General features: G+C 39.8%; 18 protein-coding genes and 1 other annotated feature. All 18 genes read left to right on the top strand.

Annotation, left to right across the window (positions count from 1 at the left end):
- Positions 1-66 precede the first annotated feature (66 nt).
- The 18 genes from MOZ64_RS07555 to upp all read left to right on the top strand — a co-directional run bounded on the left by MOZ64_RS07555 (position 67) and on the right by upp (position 21,846).
- A complete protein-coding gene (locus MOZ64_RS07555) occupies positions 67-2,472 on the top strand; it encodes a glycogen/starch/alpha-glucan phosphorylase (RefSeq protein ID WP_320325969.1) in 2,406 nt (801 codons plus the stop codon).
- Positions 2,473-2,555: 83 nt separating this feature from the next.
- Positions 2,556-4,196 (top strand): hypothetical protein, encoded by a 1,641-nt coding sequence (locus MOZ64_RS07550; protein ID WP_320325968.1) that lies wholly within the window; start codon positions 2,556-2,558, stop codon positions 4,194-4,196.
- A gap of 68 nt (positions 4,197-4,264) precedes the next feature.
- Positions 4,265-5,818 (top strand): PHP domain-containing protein, encoded by a 1,554-nt coding sequence (locus MOZ64_RS07545; RefSeq protein ID WP_320325967.1) that lies wholly within the window; start codon positions 4,265-4,267, stop codon positions 5,816-5,818.
- Positions 5,819-5,854: 36 nt separating this feature from the next.
- Positions 5,855-6,054, top strand: a binding site (T-box leader).
- A gap of 31 nt (positions 6,055-6,085) precedes the next feature.
- Complete coding sequence (gene metG / locus MOZ64_RS07540; protein WP_320325966.1) at positions 6,086-7,999, top strand: methionine--tRNA ligase; 1,914 nt, start codon at positions 6,086-6,088, stop codon at positions 7,997-7,999.
- A complete protein-coding gene (locus MOZ64_RS07535) occupies positions 7,996-8,181 on the top strand; it encodes a hypothetical protein (protein ID WP_320325965.1) in 186 nt (61 codons plus the stop codon). The genes metG and MOZ64_RS07535 overlap by 4 nt, the downstream gene beginning before the upstream one ends.
- A 226-nt stretch (positions 8,182-8,407) precedes the next feature.
- Positions 8,408-9,499 carry a methionine adenosyltransferase gene (gene metK, locus MOZ64_RS07530; protein WP_320325964.1) on the top strand — a complete coding sequence of 364 codons (1,092 nt, stop codon included), beginning with the start codon at positions 8,408-8,410 and terminating at the stop codon, positions 9,497-9,499.
- A 96-nt stretch (positions 9,500-9,595) separates the two neighbouring features.
- Entirely contained in the window at positions 9,596-12,514 is a 2,919-nt protein-coding gene (locus MOZ64_RS07525; RefSeq protein ID WP_320325963.1) for an acyl-CoA dehydratase activase, read from the top strand.
- Position 12,515: 1 nt separating this feature from the next.
- Positions 12,516-13,766 carry a 2-hydroxyacyl-CoA dehydratase gene (locus tag MOZ64_RS07520; protein ID WP_320325962.1) on the top strand — a complete coding sequence of 417 codons (1,251 nt, stop codon included), beginning with the start codon at positions 12,516-12,518 and terminating at the stop codon, positions 13,764-13,766.
- The gene (locus MOZ64_RS07515) at positions 13,763-14,635 is read left to right on the top strand and encodes a putative ABC transporter permease (RefSeq protein ID WP_320325961.1); all 873 of its coding nucleotides are present in this window, start codon (positions 13,763-13,765) and stop codon (positions 14,633-14,635) included. Before MOZ64_RS07520 ends, MOZ64_RS07515 begins: the two co-directional genes overlap by 4 nt.
- A 100-nt stretch (positions 14,636-14,735) precedes the next feature.
- On the top strand, positions 14,736-15,032 hold the full coding sequence (gene rpsF / locus MOZ64_RS07510) for a 30S ribosomal protein S6 (protein ID WP_320325960.1): 297 nt from the start codon (positions 14,736-14,738) through the stop codon (positions 15,030-15,032).
- 10 nt (positions 15,033-15,042) lie between these two features.
- Entirely contained in the window at positions 15,043-15,504 is a 462-nt protein-coding gene (ssb, locus tag MOZ64_RS07505) for a single-stranded DNA-binding protein (protein WP_320325959.1), read from the top strand.
- A gap of 15 nt (positions 15,505-15,519) precedes the next feature.
- Positions 15,520-15,750: a 30S ribosomal protein S18 gene (gene rpsR / locus MOZ64_RS07500; protein ID WP_128520116.1), complete on the top strand. Its 231-nt coding sequence runs from the start codon at positions 15,520-15,522 to the stop codon at positions 15,748-15,750.
- 48 nt (positions 15,751-15,798) lie between these two features.
- The gene (locus MOZ64_RS07495; protein ID WP_320325958.1) at positions 15,799-16,671 is read left to right on the top strand and encodes a YybS family protein; all 873 of its coding nucleotides are present in this window, start codon (positions 15,799-15,801) and stop codon (positions 16,669-16,671) included.
- A 1-nt stretch (position 16,672) separates the two neighbouring features.
- Entirely contained in the window at positions 16,673-18,640 is a 1,968-nt protein-coding gene (locus tag MOZ64_RS07490; protein WP_320325957.1) for a GGDEF domain-containing protein, read from the top strand.
- On the top strand, positions 18,621-19,070 hold the full coding sequence (gene rplI / locus MOZ64_RS07485) for a 50S ribosomal protein L9 (RefSeq protein WP_320325956.1): 450 nt from the start codon (positions 18,621-18,623) through the stop codon (positions 19,068-19,070). The genes MOZ64_RS07490 and rplI overlap by 20 nt, the downstream gene beginning before the upstream one ends.
- Positions 19,071-19,073: 3 nt before the next feature.
- Positions 19,074-20,420, top strand: a complete 1,347-nt coding sequence (dnaB, locus tag MOZ64_RS07480) for a replicative DNA helicase (RefSeq protein WP_320325955.1) — start codon at positions 19,074-19,076, stop codon at positions 20,418-20,420.
- Positions 20,410-21,162 carry an MBL fold metallo-hydrolase gene (locus MOZ64_RS07475; RefSeq protein ID WP_320325954.1) on the top strand — a complete coding sequence of 251 codons (753 nt, stop codon included), beginning with the start codon at positions 20,410-20,412 and terminating at the stop codon, positions 21,160-21,162. The genes dnaB and MOZ64_RS07475 overlap by 11 nt, the downstream gene beginning before the upstream one ends.
- A gap of 63 nt (positions 21,163-21,225) precedes the next feature.
- Entirely contained in the window at positions 21,226-21,846 is a 621-nt protein-coding gene (gene upp / locus MOZ64_RS07470) for a uracil phosphoribosyltransferase (protein ID WP_320325953.1), read from the top strand.
- Positions 21,847-21,848: the final 2 nt, after the last annotated feature.

Below are 21,848 nucleotides of genomic sequence, written 5' to 3'. Positions count from 1 at the left end.
TAAATACTTGATTTTTCCTTCGAATCGTTATATCTTAATACCAATTGAAAGTTTGGGAGGACAAATATGAACAGTTTCAATTCTGAAGCATTATTTGTTGAGCGCTTTAAAGAAACAACATCTGACATGTATGGCCGGGATTTTGAAGATACATCAAATGTAGAACGATATTTGGCTTTAGGAAATATGATCCGTGAATATGCCAACAGCAATTGGAAAGCAACAAAGAATGCCGTCAAGAAGCATCAGACAAAGCAGTTATACTACTTTTCGATGGAATTCTTAATGGGTCGTTTGTTGACCAGCAACTTAATGAACTTAGGTATCTATGATACAGTGAGTCAAGGATTAAAAGAATTAGGCATGGATATCAACGATTTAGAAGAAATCGAAAGTGATGCCGGATTAGGAAATGGCGGTTTGGGACGTTTAGCCGCTTGTTTCATGGATTCTCTTGCTTCCTTGAATTATGCAGGAAACGGAAACTGCATTCGTTATCGTTATGGATTATTCAAACAACGTATCGAAAATGATGAACAAGTAGAGATGCCAGATTGCTGGTTAAAGTATGGCAATGTTTGGGAAGTATGGAAGCCATATCATGGTGTTCGTGTTAAATTTGGTGGATATGTAGATGGATATATCAATGACAAAGGAAAATTTGAGACATTCCATCATCCAGATTTTGTTGTCCGGGCTGTACCTTATGATGAACCAATCATTGGGTATCATACCAAAACAACCAATACCTTACGTTTGTGGGATGCGGAAGTCGATGAAGATACAGCACCTACCGGAAATTTAAATGAATACTTAGATGATGTCACCGCATTGACGGCGAATGTATATCCAGATGACTCTACGCCAGAAGGCAAAGAGCTTCGTTTGAAACAAGAATATTTCTTTGTTTGTGCGGGACTTTCACAAATTATAGAAAGTCATTTACAAGTATATCCATCTTTGGATAACTTACCAGACAAAGTCGCCATTCAATTGAATGATACGCATCCGGTATTGGTCATTCCAGAACTTATGCGTATTCTATGTGATGAATACGATTATGAATGGGATGATGCATGGAAAATTGTCAAGGGAACCGTTGCATATACCAACCATACGGTCATGGCGGAAGCATTGGAAAAATGGCCACAACAAACGGTACAAAAATTGTTACCACGTATTTATATGATCATTGAAGAAATTGATCGTCGTTGGAAGTTTGAAGTGGATCATCTTGGTTTATGTGCCATTTATCCAAATGTTGCGGTATTGCGTGAAGGACAAGTTCATATGGCCAACTTAGCCATTGTTGGTAGTCATAGTGTCAATGGTGTTGCGAAACTGCATTCCCAAATCTTGGTGGATGATGTATTTAAAGATTTTGCGACCATTGAACCAAATCTTTTCAACAACAAGACCAATGGAATTACGCATCGTCGTTGGTTGATGTATTGCAACCCACAATTAACTAGTTTGTTGGAAGATACCATTGGTGATGCCTTTAAAACAGATCCAGAAAAATTACAAGATTTAATGCCTTATGTAGAAGATCCAATTCTTCAACAAAAATTCATGGATGTGAAGAAACAACGCAAACAAATTTTGGCCGATTATGTCAAGAAGACAATGAATATTGATATCAATGTCGATTCCATTTTTGATTGTCAGTCCAAACGTTTACATGCATACAAACGACAATTATTGAATATCTTTAATGTCATGAATGTATACATGCATATGAAAGAGGATCCAAATTATCGTATTTATCCGAGAACGTTCTTCTTCTCGGCAAAAGCGGCACCAAGTTATTATTTAGCGAAAGAAATTATTAAATTGATCAACATTGTAGCGGATCGTGTAAACAACGATCCAGAAACCAATGAATTCTTGAAGGTTGTCTTTATTCCTAACTATTCTGTATCCGTTGCCGAAATCTTGATTCCTGCAGCCGATGTTTCAGAACAAATTTCTACCGCTGGTAAAGAAGCAAGTGGTACGGGAAATATGAAATACATGATGAATGGAGCGTTGACATTGGGAACTTTAGATGGTGCCAATGTAGAGATCGTTGATCAAGTAGGAGAAGAAAATGCGGAAATCTTCGGTTTACATGTTGAAGATATCAACCATTTAAAACACGAACAAGCCTATCATTCTTGGGATTATTATCGTACACACGATGAGATTCGCCGGGTCATTGATTCTTTACGTAATGGATATTGGACAAAGGATCCAGATGCATTCCGTTTGATCTATAACGATATCTTGACGCAAGGGGATGAATTCTTTGTATTGGCTGATTTTGGGGCTTATTCCCAAGCGCAAAATCATGTGGAAGCGCGTTATCGCGATACCAATAATTGGGCCCGTACGATGTTGATCAACATTGCGAAATCGGGTTATTTCTCAAGTGATCGTACCATTGAAGAGTATGCAACCCAAATCTGGAACTTGGACAAAGTTACATTCTAAGGAGCTCCGGCTCCTTTTTTTATTTGCTAGACGTCTATGGATTTTTAGGGTAGAATATGGTAATGAGTGATAGGAGGGTGATCATGAAGTTTTCATTAAAACAGGCCATGGCTTCCGTATTGATTTCATCTTCGATGATAATTCCAATGGCAATGCCCATTCATGCGGAAAGCACAAGCACAACACCAATCACAGAAGTAAAGATCGAAACTCCAGAAGATTTTATAAAGTATTGTTTAAGCAATAAAAAAATAGTGGACAATAAAACCGTTTATGAAGCCTTTAAGGCTGTGGATGATACGAACTATCAGACGATCCTTGATAGTGAAACAACCTATCAGGAATTGGCTAAGGATGATACCAAAAAAGAAGCCATCGATGCATTGATCAAAAAGAATACGGAAAATGCGTATCCAACGTATGATTCTTTGTTGAAAGCAGCGAAGGATAAGGATGCAGCAATCAAAGCACAACAAGAAGCCGAAAAGAAAAAGCAGGAAGAAGAAGCGACGCAAGAAAATTTGTCAACATCGAAAGAAACATCCTCGCCATCGAGTACACCAACTCATTTGACTTCGAACGAAGCTTTGTCGCAATCAACTACGCAAACCCATTCGCCATCAAACGAAACGACTTCGTTATCGAGTACACCAACAAGTGAAGGAACTTCACAACCGAGTGCATCGTCTTCGCAAGAAACAACGACGGATTCACAACCAGAGACCAATCGTTCGAATGAAACGGAAAACCGTTCCAATGCGGCAACGAATCCATCTTCTTCAACCAAACAAGAAGAGAACACCGCAACAAAACAAGATGAACAAGCAACGGTCGTTGAAAATACCCAGCCTTTGTTGAATACGCAAACCGTGGTATTTACCGGTTGTGCAAACCATGTCAAAGTGACGGTATATGCACAAGCGGGGGCGTTTGAGCAAGGAACCCAAATGGTCGTTATTCCTTTGGATACACAATCGGCATTGGCCGATGCGAAAGCTGTCTTAGGTGAGAATGTGGATCAAGCCATCAGTGTTGATATTTCCTTTTGGAAAGATGGCAAAGAGGTCGAGCCTCGCAAAGCGGTAGAAGTCAAATTATCGACGGACCAATTTGATGCCGGAACCAATGTATCGGTTATTCATGATTCTGGTGATGGTGATGTAAAAAGTGTCGGTACGAGTGATAATGCGACAGAAGTGACCATTTCAACGAGTGCCTTTTCACCATATACAATTGCTTCTGAAAAAGTGATCGAACCAGTCGTGGTCCAAGCGCAAACAAGTACATCTTTATCAACCACAACACAAAAGGTCACACCAACAACCACTACACCAACGGCAACGAATATTTCTGAACAAGCATTTAACGTTGTGATCAAAGAGAAAACAAGTGCTTCCACAACGGCACAGGCATTTGTGAATACCTATTTGACCAGTTCCACAGGTGTTGTTTATGAGCGTGCCAATTATACCAATTATCAACGCATCTTAAGTTCCAAATCAGCATGGGATCGTTTGAGTGCCTCCGAAAAAATTCAAGTGAATTCGATCTTGACCAAACGTATCCAGAAGACCTATACCAAGCTTTATAATGAAGCCAAAGCGATGGATGTACCGACAAATGTCAATACTGCGGTAGCGAGTCAATATGTATCTTATACAGTATTATGTGGCATGGCCATCATTGGTATGATTTCCGTTCGTAAGAAGATAAAAAGTGAATAGCTTTTGACCCACATGATTGAATGTGGGTTTTTCTTTTTGTATAATAGGACAAGAAAGGTTTTTGACTGATGAGCGATAGAAATAACGATAAGATCGATTTGTCTCGTACCTATTTTTTAGCCAAATCGAAAGCATATAAACATGGTGGATACAAACAAGCAGAATTTTTAACACGAAAACATGCGGATTTTGTATCTCATCTTTTTGCGTTTTTGATTGATTTGAACATCTGTTTGCTCCCTGTTTATATATGGGTCATTGAATTTTTGTTGATTTTATGTGGTTTGATTCCACCAAACTTTTTTGATTTACTCTTTTATTTAATGTATGCTTTGCTATTTGTGACCAGTATTTTAGGATTAGGTATTTTTACCGCCTATACCCATGGACAATCTTTTGGTTATGTCTATACCAACTTGAAATTAGTAGACAAAAATAAACGCGAAGTTTCTGGTTTATTTTTGATCCTACGACAAGCCATTGGGTTTGGGATCCCACTGATGGTCATTGGTTATTTTTTCCAAGTCCTTGGTATGCTTGGTTGGTGGGGCATCAATGCAATCTGTGTTTGTGCAACACCACACCAACAAACGCTGGCCGACTTGTTGTTTAAGACCATGCCTGTTCATGAACCACCGATGTCGGAGGAATTGGAAGAAGAAACAGAAGCCTTTATTGAAGAACCGGTCAAAGTGGTAAAACAACCCACACCTTCTCCTTCGATTTCTGCCGATCTGGTTTCTCCCATTGATCTTCATTTGCGATCCAACTATAGTGATGATGGGTATTATGATGTAGAAGACTTATTCAAACAAGCTTATCAACTGCATATGGAAGTCATTTCCATCACGGATCATAACTGTGCCCGTGCCAATGCAGCGGCGGTTCGATTTGCACCTATGTATAATATTCAATATATTCCGGGTGTTGAAATTGATACCCAATGGCATGGCCATCGCGTTCGTATCTTGGGTTACTACATTGATTGGACCAAGGATATTTTTGATGAGATCGAACGAAATTCGCTTATGCGAGAAAAACAAGTCTCCATTGAGCGTACGAAAAAATTTGAAGATTTCTGTGGTATCCACATCGATGTCGAATCATTGATGCAGACTTCACGTTTCCAAACGATCACAGCACAGGATATCACGAAGATGGTTTTCCATAATCAACGTGTTCGTGAATTGTCCTTTGTGAAAAAATATTTGGAAACATCCAAAAATGAAACACAGGCCCGTCGTCGTTTTACCCGGGATGTGTTTGGCAAAGGTGGTCCTTGTTACGTTTCTGCCAATTATCCAGCGTTAGAAGACATGGTAAAGGCCATTCATGATGCAGGCGGTATCGCCATCTTATCGAGTTGGAATATGGATCATATTCCGGATGAAGACATTGAAGCGATGATGGAACTGGGAATTGATGGTATTGAATGTTTTTCACCACGTATTCGACAAGCAACGATGACTTCCTTATTGCGAATTGTAAAAAAACACAGTGCGTTTGTGACTTGTGGATCGGATTTCCATGGTCCAACACGTGCAAAATATAAAATGGGACATTGTTGCTGTCCAGAAAAAGCATGGCCACTGGTACGAATCTTATCGGAAGCGCTCAAGTAAAAGAGTTGAGAGTTTGTATGAGTTGCCGTATAATGATACAAAGCGATGAAAAGTAGAGTACATATGGAAATTTTGTAGAGAGTTCTTGTTTGGTGAAAAAGAATAAATGGAAGTATGGAAAATGGACTTGGAGCTTTCCTTATGAATGGTGAGTAAGGAACGTGACCCTCGTTACGGGTTTGAGGTGTATCTTTGATACATGAACTAAGGTGGTACCACGAGCTTTCGTCCTTGGATGAAAGCTCTTTTTTTAAGGAGGAATGAGATATGGAAAAGAAAGGACCTTATTATCTAACAACGGCGATTGCCTATACATCGGGTCGTCCACATATCGGCAATACCTATGAAATTATTTTATCCGATGCGATTGCACGATATAAACGAGCCGAAGGATATGATGTATATTTTCAAACCGGTACGGATGAACATGGTATAAAAATTGAAGAAAAAGCCAAAGAAGCAGGCATTACGCCACAAGAATTTGTGGATCAAGTAGCGGGCCAAATTCAAGCTAACTGGGATTTGATGAATGTAAGCTATGATTATTTTGTGCGTACAACCAACAAAGATCATGAAAAAATTGTTCAAAAAGTATTTAAGAAATTGTATGAACAAGGTGATATCTATAAAGGAGAATATGAAGGTTGGTATTGTACGCCTTGTGAATCATTCTGGACCGAATCCCAACTTGTCGATGGTTGTTGTCCGGATTGCGGACGTAAGGTCGAGAAGGCCAAAGAAGAAGCTTACTTTTTCAATATGCAGAAATATGCACCACGATTGATCAAATATATTGAAGAGCATCCCGATTTTATTCAACCCGAGTCCCGTCGAAATGAAATGTTGAATAACTTCTTGCGTCCTGGTCTACAAGATCTATGTGTATCTCGTACTTCTTTCACTTGGGGCATTCCGGTCGATTTTGATCCAAAACACGTGATCTATGTATGGATCGATGCTTTGTTCAACTACATTACAACTCTGGGATATGATCCTTATTTAGACAAGCAACCAGAAAAGTTTAAAAAATTTTGGCCAGGCACACATATCATTGGTAAAGACATCTTGCGTTTCCATACGATTTATTGGCCAATCTTCTTAATGGCGTTGGATCTGCCTCTGCCAAAGAAAGTGTTTGGTCATCCTTGGTTGTTGATTGGCGAGGACAAAATGTCCAAGTCCAAAGGAAATGTGATTTATGCCGAGGATCTTGTGGATGCCTTTGGCGTTGATGCGGTACGTTATTATTGTTTACATGAAATGCCATTTGCCCAAGATGGCACCATTACGTGGCCTTTGGTCGTTGAACGTATCAATAGTGATTTGGCCAATATTTTAGGTAACTTAGTATCTCGTACGATTGCGATGTCAAATAAATATTTTGATGGACAAATCACCAATCCAGGTGTTTCTGAACCGGTGGATCAAGAATTGATCGAATTGGCCGAAAATACCTTAGCTAAAGTCACCAAAAAGATGGATGATTTCCATGTTGGTGATGCTTTAGATGAAATCTTTACTTTATTGCGTCGAACCAATAAATATATCGACCAGACAGAACCTTGGGTCTTAGCCAAAGATCCCGCTAAACAAGATCGATTAGCCACTGTTATCTATAACTTATTGGAAAGTATCCGTTTCAGTGGTGTCTTGTTGTCGAGTTTCTTACCAGAAACTAGTCAAAAGATCTTGGATGCGCTACAAACACAACAACGCGATTTTGATTCCTTAGCCACTTTTGGTCAATTGGAAACAGATCATCAAGTGATTTCCAAGATGCAGCCATTGTTTGCGCGAATCGATGAAAAGAAGTTCTTTGCCCAAAAACCAGTCAAAGAAACAAAAAAGGTGGAAGAACCAAAGATCGAAGTGGACGATTTTGCGAAAGTGGAATTAAAAGTAGGAACGATTGTTTCGTGTGAAAAACATCCAAAAGCGGATCGATTGCTGGTTGAACAAATTGATTTGGGCAATGAGACACGGCAAATTGTGAGTGGAATTGCCAAATATTATCAGCCAGAGGATCTGGTTGGTAAACAGGTAATCGTTGTGACCAACTTAAAACCAGTCAAATTACGTGGAGTCGAATCCAATGGTATGATCCTTTGTGCAGCGGATAAGAAGCATTTATCGATTTTAAGTGTCGATCAACCGATGCCAAATGGCACAAAAGTTTCATGACACGGGAACAAAAAGCTTTATTTCAACAGCTACAACTAGCGGGTCTTGGTCTTGTGATTGGGCTGGTTGGATTTTTTCTCGATCATGATGAACTGGTATGGATTGGCTTGGTTGTATTGGCATATGGCTTGATCCGAACTTGGTTTCTTGCGAAAATCATACAGAAAGCGAAAGACGAATGATCTTTCGCTTTTTTAGTTAAATAGGTCAAACTGTCTAGTTGTCAAAAGAAATGAATCATGTTTAAATAGGATATGCATTATCAAGAGTCGGAGTAGAGGCCTAGCTCTGAGATCCCGCACCAACCTGTTTGTAAGAGGCAAATAAGGTGGTCCAACTAGATCCGATAAGAAGTATATGCGAAAACCATACTTCTTACGAGTATGTTTTTTTATATGAGGAGGAAAAATGAAAAACTACATCTTTACTAGTGAAAGTGTGACCGAAGGTCATCCGGACAAAATTTGTGATTTAGTTGCCGATTCGATCGTCGATGCAGCACTTGCACAAGATCCCTATTCCAATATGGCCGTTGAATGTACGATCAAAGACGATTTTGTATTGATTTATGGCGAAGCGAACACCAAAGCCAATTTGGATTATGCCAAGATTGCTTTGGATACCATTCGTGAAATTGGATATACAGAAGAATATCATGTCCATGTGGTCGTGAACCAACAATCACCAGAAATCCATAATGCGGTCAATGGGGATGAAATTGGCGCTGGTGACCAAGGTATCATGTTTGGTTATGCTTGTGATGAAAGCGATGAATATATGCCTTTGCCCATTTATTTGGCGCATAAATTAGCCCGTCAATTGACCAAAGTACGTCGTCAACATCCAGATGTCTTAGGTCCAGATGGTAAGACCCAAGTCTCGGTTCAATATGAAAATGACGTACCAAAACGAATTGATACGATCGTAGTTTCTACGCAACATAGTGCCGATGTGACACAAGATCAAATCAAAGATTTGGTCGTAAAAGAAGTGATCGAACCTTCCATTGATCCAGAAATGTTAGATGAAAACACCAAATATTTGATCAATCCATCGGGAAGTTTTGTTGTGGGTGGTTCTTTTGGTGATAGTGGAACGACCGGACGTAAAATTGTTTGTGATACCTATGGTGGAAAGGGACACATTGGTGGTGGATGTTTCTCCAGTAAAGATCCAACCAAAGTGGATCGTAGTGCTGCTTATTATTCTCGTTATGTTGCCAAATCAGTGGTTGCCAGTGGTTTAGCCCACAAAGCAGAAGTGGAAGTGGCTTATGCCATTGGGAAAGCCGATCCTGTATCTTTAAATATTGATACATTTGGAACGGGAAAATATTCGGATGAAGAAATTTTAGACATCATCAAAAAGAATTTTGATTTCCGCGTGGGTCATATCATTGATGAATTGGATCTTCGTCGCCCTATTTATAAGAAAACCGCTTGTTATGGACACTTTGGTGATCCTGCTTTCCCTTGGGAACAAGTTAAAGAATTGAAATAAAAGACATCCAACGATGTCTTTTTTTCCACTTTGAGTATTTGAATGTTAAAAAGTGAAAAAAGCGAGTATAATCAAAAAATACGTGGAGGTGCAACGATGTATCGAATTGGATTTGACATTGGCAGTACGACGATCAAAGCTGTTGTTTTGAATGAAAACAATGAAATCATGTATCGTAGCTATGAACGACATAAAGCGCAAGTACGTCAGAAGGCCTTAGATAAATTAATTGAATTACGAAAATATACCCAGGAACCATTCACATTTGCAATCAGTGGTTCCGGTGCCATTGGTTTGAGTGAAATGGCCGGTTTACCTTTTGTCCAAGAAGTATTCGCATCCGCTATGGCCACCAAGAAATTATATCCAGAAACGGATTGTGCCATTGAATTGGGTGGAGAAGATGCCAAGATCTTATTTTTTAAAGGAAGCATCGAACAACGAATGAATTCTCAATGTGCTGGAGGTACGGGTGCTTTTATTGATCAGATGGCGCAATTGCTCAATATGAGTTTGGAAGAAATGAATGAAGCGAGTCTTCAATATCATCGTATCTATCCGATCGCATCGCGTTGTGGTGTATTTGCGAAAAGTGATATTCAACCACTGATCAATCAAGGTGTTGCGAAAAGCGATCTCTGTGCGAGCATCTTTCAAGCGGTTGTCGGACAAACCGTGACATCTTTGGCACAAGGCCATAAGATTGAGGGTAATATCTTATTTTTAGGGGGCCCTTTATACTTCCTTTCGGGTTTGCGTGATCGTTTTCAAGAAACGTTGCATTTAACGGATGATCAAATCAATTGTCCCGATACGGCCATTCATTATGTGGCTTTAGGAACAGCTCTTTGCGCTGATAAAACCTATACACGAGAAGAACTCGAGAAAATTCTTACGGATGCGGTTTCGGCTCCAATGGAAATGTCTGAATCCGAACCATTGTTCGAAACCGAAGCCGATTATGAAGCATTTAAGAAACGTCACCAAAGTCATGATGCGAAATATGGGGATTTAGCTACGTATACGGATAAAGCGTATTTAGGAATCGATAGTGGTTCGACAACCACCAAATTGGCATTGATTGGTGAATCCGGAGAGATCCTATATGATTCGTATTCATCCAATAAAGGAAATCCATTGGATGTGGTATTAGCGGATTTGAAACAAATCTATAAGACTAATCCAGATATTCGTATCTATGGTGCATATGCGACCGGATATGGGGAAGAATTGATGCGCCATGCCTTCCATTTGGATGGGGGTGTGGTTGAAACCTTGGCGCATTATACCGCTGCCAAGACATTCAATCCTGATGTGGATTATATTTTGGATATTGGTGGACAAGACATTAAATGTTTCAAGATTCGTGATGGCCATATCGATGATATTATCTTAAATGAGGCTTGTTCTTCGGGGTGTGGATCCTTTATTGAAACCTTTGCGAATTCCTTAGGCTATGATTCTAAGACTTTTGCGAAATTGGGATTAAAAGCCAAACATCCCGTTGATCTTGGTACGCGTTGTACGGTCTTTATGAATAGTGGTGTCAAACAAGCGCAAAAAAATGGGGCGACGGTTGAAGATATTTCGGCGGGTTTGTGTCGATCAGTGGTTCGTAATGCCTTATATAAAGTTATTCGTACGCGAAACAAAAACGAGATTGGAAAACATATTGTTGTTCAAGGCGGAACATTCCAAAATGATGCGGTATTGCGTTCTTTTGAACAAGAATTAGGATACAATGTCATTCGTCCAAGCATTGCTCATTTGATGGGGGCTTATGGTGCTGCTTTGTATGCACAAAAGTTACATCGTACACCAAGTGCTATTTTGACGGCCAAGGAACTGGATACTTTCCGTCATACTTCGGAAAGTCGGGCTTGTGATCTTTGTACGAACCATTGCGCATTGACGATCAATACCTTCTCGGATGGCTCGCGTTTGATTGCAGGTAATAAATGTGAGCGTCCATTGAAATTAAATAAAGCCGAAGTGGAATTGCCGGATATGTATAAGATCAAAATGGCCATGCTTCAAAAGGTGCGGACTAAGTACAAACATAAGAAGAAGATTGGGATGCCTTTGGTCTTGAATAACTATGATTTGATGCCTTTCTGGTCTCAATTCTTTGATTCTTTGGGCTATCAAGTTATTTGGTCTTTGCCAAGTACTTTAGAAACCTATCAATTGGGACAACAAACCATTCCATCGGATACGGCTTGTTTCCCAGCGAAAGTCACGCATGGTCATATCCAGCAACTATTGAATTATCATTTGGATACGATTTTCTATCCTTGTATGACCTACAATGTGGATGAAAATTTGGGTGATAATCATTACAATTGTCCTATTGTGGCTTACTATCCACAAGTCATTCAAAATAATATGGATCTGGGTGATACAAAATTTATTTCCCCTTTCTTATCTTTTGATGATGAAAAGAAATTTATTCAAGCCATTCAAGTGCATTTTGAAAAAGCAGGTATTTCTTTTAAGAAAAAAGATATTAAAATTGCGTTGCATGCGGGTGTCAATGCCTATAATGAATTTATGTATGAGCTACATATCAAGCATAATGAACTTGTTGATTTTGCTCGAAAGAATCAGTATCCCATTGTTGTTTTGTGTGGTCGTCCGTATCATTTGGATCCATTGATCAATCATCAGATCAATCAATTATTGACACAATTGGGTTTTGTGGTTGTTTCAGAAGAATCCGTACCGGAACAAGCACCACATCCAACCAATGTATTGAATCAATGGACATATCATGCCCGTTTGTATCAGGCTGCTCATTATGTTTGTGAAAACGAGGATATGCACTTAGTGCAATTGGTAAGTTTTGGATGCGGACTGGATGCCGTAACGACCGATGAGGTCAAATCCATTCTTAAATCAGCGGATAAGTTCTATACGCAGATCAAAATCGATGAAGTGGATAATTTAGGTGCGGTCCGTATTCGTTTGCGTTCTTTAAAAGGGGCTATTGAAGAAAAAGCAGAGAAAGGAGCTTAATATGTATACGAAGTTTACCTCGGATATGAAAAAGGATCATTTGATCCTTGTCCCTAGTATGTTACCCATTCATTTTAAGTTTCTAAAACCTGTTTTTGAGATGAATGGCTATCATTTGGAAGTCTTAGAGACCGATAATGACAATATTCGTCAACAAGGATTGGCTCATGTACATAATGATATGTGTTATCCGGCCTTATTGGTCATTGGTCAAATGATCGATGCCTTAAAAAGCGGGAAATATGATTTGAATCATGTGGCTTTAGCCATTACCCAAACGGGTGGTGGATGTCGTGCCAGCAACTATTTATCTTTACTTCGAAAAGCCTTGGAACAAGAAGGTTGGGACTATATTCCCGTTATTTCTGCGAATATGTCCGGTTTGGAAAAAGATAGTGGGATCGATTTTACACTGCCATTGATCTTGCGTGTTGTGTATGGTGCTTTATATGGGGATGCATTGATGTGGTTAAAAAATCAAGTACAGCCTTATGAAGTACATCCGGGACAGACGGAACGAGTCATTGACGAGATTGTCGATGAATTGATGGGTTCTTTTGAAACGGGGGATTATCGCAAATCCAAACGAATCTATAAGATCATGATCGATCGTATGAAAACCGTAGAACGTACGACGGATAAAAAAATTCGGGTTGGCATCGTGGGCGAAATCTATATGAAGTATTCGCCATTAGGCAATCAACATCTGGAAGATTATTTGATGCAAGAGGGATTTGAACCGGTTTTATCCGGCGTGATGGATTTTGCGTTGTATTCTATTGAAAATGGAATCATTGATTATAACTATTATCATATGCATGCCAAAACGCATTATTTCTATCAATTGGCCAAGGATATCATCATGCGTATGCAAAAAACCTTCCGTGATGCCATTCAGGCGGATGGCACGTTTACCCCACCGGATGATTTTAGTGAAGTGATTGCCAATGGAAAAACGGTGATCGATCCAGGTGTGAAAATGGGTGAAGGCTGGTTATTGACAAGTGAAGTGGTATCGTTGGTGAAATCGGGCGTGGATAATGTCATCATGTGTCAGCCTTTTGGTTGTCTACCAAATCACATTGTCGCAAAAGGAATGACTAAGAAAATCAAGGAAGAATATCCCCAAGTCAATATTGCACCGATTGATTATGATCCATCGGCATCGAAGGTCAATCAAGAAAATCGTATTCGTTTGATGATGGCCAATGCCCGTCTAAATGCCCAAGCCAAACAGGAGAAGTATCAATGAGTGGGGCTGATCTTGTTTATGCTTATTTTTATTTCATCATTTATTCGATGATTGGTTGGGTATGTGAAACAACCTATGTGAGCATCGGAAAAAGACATTTTGTGAATCGTGGTTTTTTCTATGGGCCATATATTCCTATTTATGGATTGGGTTCTTTGATTGCCTTGTATCCTTTGGGAGGAAATATGCCCATCCAGACCCCAAATCCTTTGGTGATCTTCTTTGTGGGGGGCTTACTATGTACGATCTTGGAGTATTTTACTTCCTGGTTGATGGAAAAGCTCTTTCATATGCGTTGGTGGGATTATTCGCATAAAAAGTATAATATTCATGGACGTGTTTGTTTGTTGAATAGTACTCTATTTGGACTCATGTTGTTGGTGTTGGTTTATATTGTCCATCCGATGTTTGCGAATGCTTCGGGCCAAAAAGTTCCATGGTCATTTGTGGAACCGTTTGTTCAAATATTTACCGTTGTCTTCGTGATCGATGCTATCTTCACACTGATCAGTTTGTTCAAACGGAAACATATCATGGAGAAAATTCAAAAAGATATGGAAGCCTTTCAGGTTCAATATGAACAAGATCGAGCGATTCGATTGGCCAAATGGGATAATATGCGTGCAAAAGAAAAAGAGAAGCGATTGGCTTATGTGGCAGATTGGGATGCGCATAAAGATGAATTTATTGATTGGTTAAATCAGAAAAGTGATTTATCCGATCGTGTCCATGCTTTCCATGAAAATATGGATAAGATTCGTGATCTACAACATACGCATGCGGCCAATGCATTCCCTGAACGACAAGTGGAAGAAGATTTTGTGGAATTGAAGAAAGTAGCGGATGAATTGAATAAGAAATTGAAATAATTCTTTGCAACCAAAGGAAATAAGTGCTACTATTACAGAGCAAGTTTGCGCTTGCTCTCTGTTTCGCATAGAAACCAAAAGACCAAAGGGAGGTGTACACATGAAAAAATACGAAATCATGTACATTGTCAACGCATCTTTAGATGATGATCAGTTCCAAAAGGTAACGGATCGTTTGAACAACACAATCACTGAAAATGGTGGAACCATTGATTCATTCGATGATTGGGGAATCAAAGAATTTGCGTATGAAATCGATCACATGAAAAAAGGACATTATGCAGTTGTGAATGTAACTGCCAATAATGAAGGTATTGCTGAATATCAACGTTTAGCTCGTATTAGCAATAGTATTATCCGTATCATGGTTGTAAAAACAGAAGACGAAAAGAAGTAAGAGGTAGATCATGATCAATCGTGTCGTATTAACGGGTCGCTTGACAAGAGATCTGGAATTACGTAGAACGCAAAGTGGAACTTCGGTTGTATCGTTTACTTTGGCTGTTGATCGTAATTTTCGCCGAGAAGGTCAGCCGGAAGCTGATTTTATCAACTGTGTCGCATGGAATCGCCAAGCTGAAACCATGGCACAATATTTACATCGCGGATCTTTGATTGGTGTGGATGGACGTCTGCAAACACGAAATTATGAAAATCAACAAGGACAGCGTGTCTATGTGACAGAAGTTGTTGTTGATAATTTTACGTTCTTGGAATCGCGTGCTCAATCGCAACAAAATGCGACAAGCTATAATTCGAATCCAATGCCAAGCCAACCACAACCGCAACAACCAATGGATTCTTCTTTTGATACTTCATTTGATGAAAATGATACACTCGATATTGCGAGTGATGACTTACCATTCTAGAAAGGAAAGGATAACATGGCATTTAGAAAACAACGTATGGGCCGTAAAAAGGTTTGTTACTTCACAAAAAATAAGATCACATACATTGATTATAAAGATGTTGAATTATTAAAACGTTTTATCAATGCGAATGGAAAAATTATTCCTAGACGCGTAACGGGAACACGTGCAAAATATCAAAGAATGCTTGCGAAAGCAATCAAGCGTGCTCGTCAAATGGCTTTATTGCCTTATGTCGTTGATTAATCAGGTGCTCAATGAGCATCTTTTTTTATGTTATGGTAGAATATGAATATGGACACTAAACAAATTACTCGTGGCGCAATGATGTGTGCCATTTATGGCTTATTATTATTTTTGAATCAACAAACCGCATTGACCATTGAAACATCGGCCAATTGGCTTTTTGCTTTTCCAATCCTGATTTATACATCGATGTATGGCAACTATGGAGGTGGTATCGTCTCCCTGGCAATGATCTTGATGACTTTTTTATTTGGTGGTTTTACCACTTGGTTTTATAGTTGGTCGGCGATCTTGATTGGTTACTTATATGGATCTGGCGTTTATCATAAACGAAGTCATATGAGTAATTTTTTATTGACGGCGATCCTGTCGATCATTGCGACGGCTTTGATCATTTACTTATGGGCAGGCATTTTTGGGTATGATGTGAATACGGATTTTAAAGACATTGTTGCTTTATTCCCAACTATTCATTTGCGTGTTTTGGTTTTCTTGTTTGTGATCGTATTGGGTACAATGGAAGCTTTAGCTATCCATATGGTTGGATTGATGATCTGCATGCGCTTAAAAATTGATATGGTACCTATCAAACCCATCACCAAGATGTTGCCACCTCGTTGGTTTGGCATTCTTTCGATCCTCATGTGTGTTTTATACCTTTTTAGCCAGAATGTGTTACACTTAAGCGTAGATATTACCGATTTGCTCCAAGTGCTCGCCATTTTAGATCTAATGGTCTTGGATTATTTCGGTGTTTTATATTTTATGAATAAAGTGATTCAAAAATCGCAAAGAAAATGGGCTTTTTTTGCCATTATAGGTGCCTTTATTCCAATTGTGAATGGCATCTGGGTCGTAGCGGGCCTTTTGGATTGTCTATGTGGCTTGCGAGCCCGACAACAATTAGACTCGAGGGAGTAGTATGAAAGATTTTCAAAAATGGATTTCATTGATCATTTTCGCAAGTATTGCCTCTGTCATTTTTATTGTTTATGAAATCAATGGTGGCTATCGATGGGAAGCAGGCATGTTGTTTGTCATTATTTTGCTTTTCCTTGCTGCTTTTTATGGGTTTTGGTCGACAGTTCACAAACAAGGCGTCAAGACGGAAGTGGATATTTCGCGCTTTTTAGGAAAAGATGCCAAAGGCGCTCTGAATTTTGGCAATATTGGTCTATTGACCTATGATGATGAATATGTCGTTACTTGGGCATCGGATTTTTTTAAGAAACGCAACATTGATATTGTCAATAAAAAAGCAACAGCTTGGATTCGGGATATTCGTCATTTGTTCGAAGATAAAGTGGATGCGATCATTGGTCGTTATCAAGATTCGTATTATGAAATCATTCGGGCGGAAGAATCCAATGTGTTATATGTGCGGGATGTCACTAAATACAAAAAATTATCCAAGATCTATGAACAAAATAGTATTGTGGTTGGCTTGATCCAATTGGATAACTATATGGAGTACCAAAGCTATGAAAGTGAAGATATGATGGCTTTGATCAATACGCATTTGCGTGTTCCCGTCGTTCAATGGGCCCATGATCATGGTATCTTGATTCGACGCTTGCGATCGGATCGTTTCTTCTTGGTTTTAAATCGTGAAATCTTTAAGGCACTTCAAGCTGAAAATTTTGCCATCTTACAAATCATCAAGGATGAAGCCGATAAATTGGATGTATCGATGTCCTTAAGCATGGCTTTTGCGTATGGGACCAATGATTTTACCAAGCTGGATCGCATGGTCAATGAATTGATTGAATTGGCGCAATCGCGTGGTGGGGATCAAGTGGCTTTCCGCAATGCGAATGGTTCGGTTCGTTATATTGGGGGCAACAGTGAAAGTGCTTCCAGTCGTTCGAAGGTGCGTGTACATACCATGGGGCAAACGATCCAAAGTTCGATCAAAGATGCACCAAAAGTTTTTATTGCGGGACATGTCGATTCGGATTTTGACTGTATGGGAGCTGCCTTAGGCGTTTCGGCCTGGGTCAAATCTTTAGGAAAATCCGCTTATATCGTATTAAAGAATGTACCTCGTGATGCGCAACTTCAGGAAACGATGGATCATTATCATCAAACGATCTTAGATCGTCATACATTTGTTTCTCCAGATGAAGCCTATGAAATGATGGATCTGGAGAATGATTTGTTGATCATGGTAGACCATGGAGTAGGTGCAATTTCAAGTGCTCAAAAATTTGAAGAACTTTGTAAGAATGTGATCGTGATCGATCATCATCGTCGCGGGGATCATTTTGTTTCCAATGCGAAATTAGCGTATGTGGAAAGTGGCGCTAGTTCGACTTGTGAATTGATCGTTGAATTGATGCAAAATGTTCCTAATCATATTCCTATCTATGAAACCGAAGCAACCATCATGTATTTGGGTATTTTAGTCGATACCAATCGTTTTAAGATGCATACGGATTCGCGTACTTTTGAAGCGGCGGCTGCTTTGCGTTCGTGGGGTGCCAATGGAAACTTGGCAGAACGGGCACTTTGCGTGAATTTTGATGAATTTAAAACTAAAAATCATTTGATCGATCAAGCCAAACAATATGGTCATTTTATGGTTGTTTGTGTGGATGAGCCACAAGATAAGACCATGTTAGCGAAAGCAGCACAATCGTTGACCTTGGTCAAAGGCTGTTATGCATCGTTTGTGATTGCACCTTTAAAAGGCAAAGAAAAAGTAACAGCTGTCTCCGCTCGAAGTTTGGGTCGATTCAATGTGCAAAAGATCATGGAGCAATTGCAGGGGGGTGGCCATTTTTCGGCGGCTGCCGTGGAGCGAAATGATTTAACACCAAATGAATGCAAGACCATATTATTGGAAGTATTACAGAAGGAGGAAGAACAGGATGAAGGTAATCTTGCTTAAAGATATTCGTAAATTAGGAAAAAAAGATGAAGTCAAAGAAGTGAGTGATGGGTATGCACGCAACTATTTGATCAAGAATGGGTATGCCGTAGCGTATACCAAGGGATCCAAAAAAGTATTGGATCAACAAATGGAAGTGCGTAAAGAAGAAGAGGCGGAATTAAAAAAAGAGGCCGAAGCCATTAAAGAACAATTGGAAAACACACCCGTTGAATTTTTGTTGAATGCAGGGGCCAATGGCCAAGTTTTTGGGTCTGTTTCGACCAAGAATATTGTGGCTGCCTTACAAAAGAAAGGCATTCAAATTGATAAACGAAAAATTGAATTGGATGCACCCATTTCGAGTTTAGGAACTACGCGTGTCAAAGTTGATCTGTATCGGAATCAGGTCATTGGCGAAATCGTCGTAAAAGTTCGCCAAAAGGGGTAAGCCATGGTGCGCGAGTTACCCAATAGTCAACCATTAGAGTGCGCACTTTTGGGAGCTATGATGATGTGGCCCGAAGTTTTCACGATGTGTTTGGATGCCGACCTAGAAGCGGAAGAATTTTATTTGCCTGCTCATCAGCGTCTGTATCAAACGATGTTTGACCTTCATGAACAAGGTAAACCCATTGATCAAATCACGGTGATGACAAGACTCCAAGATCAGGATCAATTGGCAAGTGCTGGAGGGGCAGATTATATTGTCTCTTTGGTGGATACAGCGATTGGCCCATCGATTGTCCCTTCTTATATTGAAGAGATAAAAAATAAAGCGCAATTGCGTCGTTTGATCCAAACCAGTGATGCGATCACGAATTTAGCTTATACAGATAGCAGTGATATCGATGCGGTATTGGATCAAGCCGAACGTTCAATCATGGATGTGACCCGGGTTCGTCGTGGTGCGGAATTTGAATCGAGTCGCGAAATCAGTAATCGAGTCATTGCGGAATTAAATGAATTACGCAATCATGAAGGTGTTACTGGAATCAAAACTGGATTTACGGATCTGGATGGGATCACCAATGGCTTTCAAAGAGGGGATCTTATTATTCTCGCGGCTCGTCCAGCCATGGGAAAATCGGCTTTGGCATTGAATTTTTTGAATCAAGTGGCCAAGCGCAATGCCGGTTGTGTGGCGATGTTTTCTTTGGAAATGCCAAGTGATAGTTTGATGAAGCGTTTGTTGAGTTGTGAAAGCCGTGTGTATGCCGATAAGTTACGTAGTGGTCATTTGAATGAGTCGGATATGTCGAAGTTAAATGCAGCAGCTTCGCATTTAAGCGAACGCGAAATTTATATCGATGATACTTCGAGCATCCGGGTATCACAAATCTTTTCGAAGTGTCGGAAATTAAAGAGTGAACATGGCCAACTTTCTTTAGTTGTCATCGATTATCTGCAATTGATCACGGGTGGACGTCAAGAATCTCGTCAACAAGAGGTGTCGGATATTTCACGTAATTTAAAGATCTTAGCGAAAGAAATGGATTGTCCCGTTATCGCGCTATCCCAGTTATCACGAAAAGTGGAAGAACGAACGGATCATGAACCGCAATTATCGGATTTGCGTGAATCAGGTTCCATTGAACAGGATGCGGACATTGTCATGTTTTTATATCGTGAAAACTATTATGAAAAGGATAAAGAAGAGGAAAGTGATACGGAAGTGGTTGATCTTTCGTTGGCAAAACATCGAAATGGTGCCATTGGCAAGATTCATTTAGCGTTTGAAAAGAGTTTGTCGCGCTTTACGAATTATGCCAGTCAAGGAGATGATATTTATGCGCATTGATTTATTGTGTTCGGGATCGAAAGGAAATAGTTGTTTGATTCGGAGCGCGCATTCACAGCTCTTGATTGATTGTGGCTCAACCAAAAAATATTTGGCGAAAGCTTTTGATCAAGTGCAGGCAGATATCAATGACAGTGATGGAGTACTAATCACACATACGCATAAGGATCATATATCACGGATCAAGGATGTGGCGCATTTACCAGTGTATTCCTATTGCGAAATCGATGATTTGAAAGAGCATCATGTGGTATGTCCCAATGAAACGTTTGATTTGGGAGATTTTCATATTCGGGTTATTCGTTTATCGCATGATGCGCCAAAGACAGTGGGCTATGTGATCGAAACGCAAACCCAAAAGTTGGTTTATATCACCGATACGGGTTTTGTTCCCAATGAAGAAAAAGAATACTTACAGGATGCGGATTATTATATTTTCGAAAGCAATCATGATGTGGCAAAACTCATGCAGACAAGCCGCCCCATGTTTATCAAACAGCGGATCTTAGGGGATGATGGCCATTTGAACAATGAGGATTCTGCGCATAATTTGATGCAGGTAGTCAATACAAGAACCAAGGAAATTGTTTTGGCGCATCTTTCGCAGGAAGCAAATCATCCGCAATTGGCATTGGATGTTTTAGAGGATGCGTTTCGTAAGCAGGGATCGACACATGCAGGCATTCGCTTGCGAGCAGCCAATCAATTTGATGTATGCACAATTGGAAAAGTGTTGTATTGAAAACGCTTTTTTCTTTGTTTAAAATAGATAATTGTAAGATGTTGAATAGGAGAAAAGAAACAAATGTTAACAGTGATTAATCATCCATTGATTCGTCATAAATTGACGATCATGCGAAACAAGAATACCGGAACGAAAGATTTTCGTCAGAATTTAGATGAAATTGGTGGCTTGATGGTGTATGAAGTGACGCGCGATCTACCAACTCGAGATATTCAAATTGAAACGCCTATGGCCCCTTATGTCGGTCAGGAATTGGCTAAGAAGGTTGTGATCATGCCCATCTTGCGAGCCGGCTTAGGTATGGTTTCGGGCATCATGGATTTGATTCCAACGGCTCAAGTAGCGCATGTTGGTATGTTCCGTAATGAAGAGACGTTACAACCACAAGTGTATTTTGAAAAATATCCAAAAGATTTTCCAGAATCCGAAGTGATCATCGTTGATCCGATGTTGGCAACCGGTGGTTCAAGCATAGCCGCGATTGATATGGCCAAGGCCCATGGCGCCCAATCGATTCGTTTGGTTTGTTTGGTTGGGGCCCCTGAAGGGGTCAATGCCGTGGAAAAAGCGCATCCAGATGTACATCTATATTTAGCTGCTTTGGATGAGCGTTTGAATGAGCATGGATATATCATTCCTGGTTTAGGAGATGCAGGCGATCGAATTTTCGGTACGAAGTAATG

It is taken from the genome of Absicoccus intestinalis, from assembly GCF_033971885.1.
GTDB lineage: Bacteria > Bacillota_I > Bacilli_A > Erysipelotrichales > Erysipelotrichaceae > Absicoccus > Absicoccus intestinalis.
Note: the sequence above shows the minus strand (reverse complement) of the source record. Positions and strands in the feature narration are given on the sequence as shown.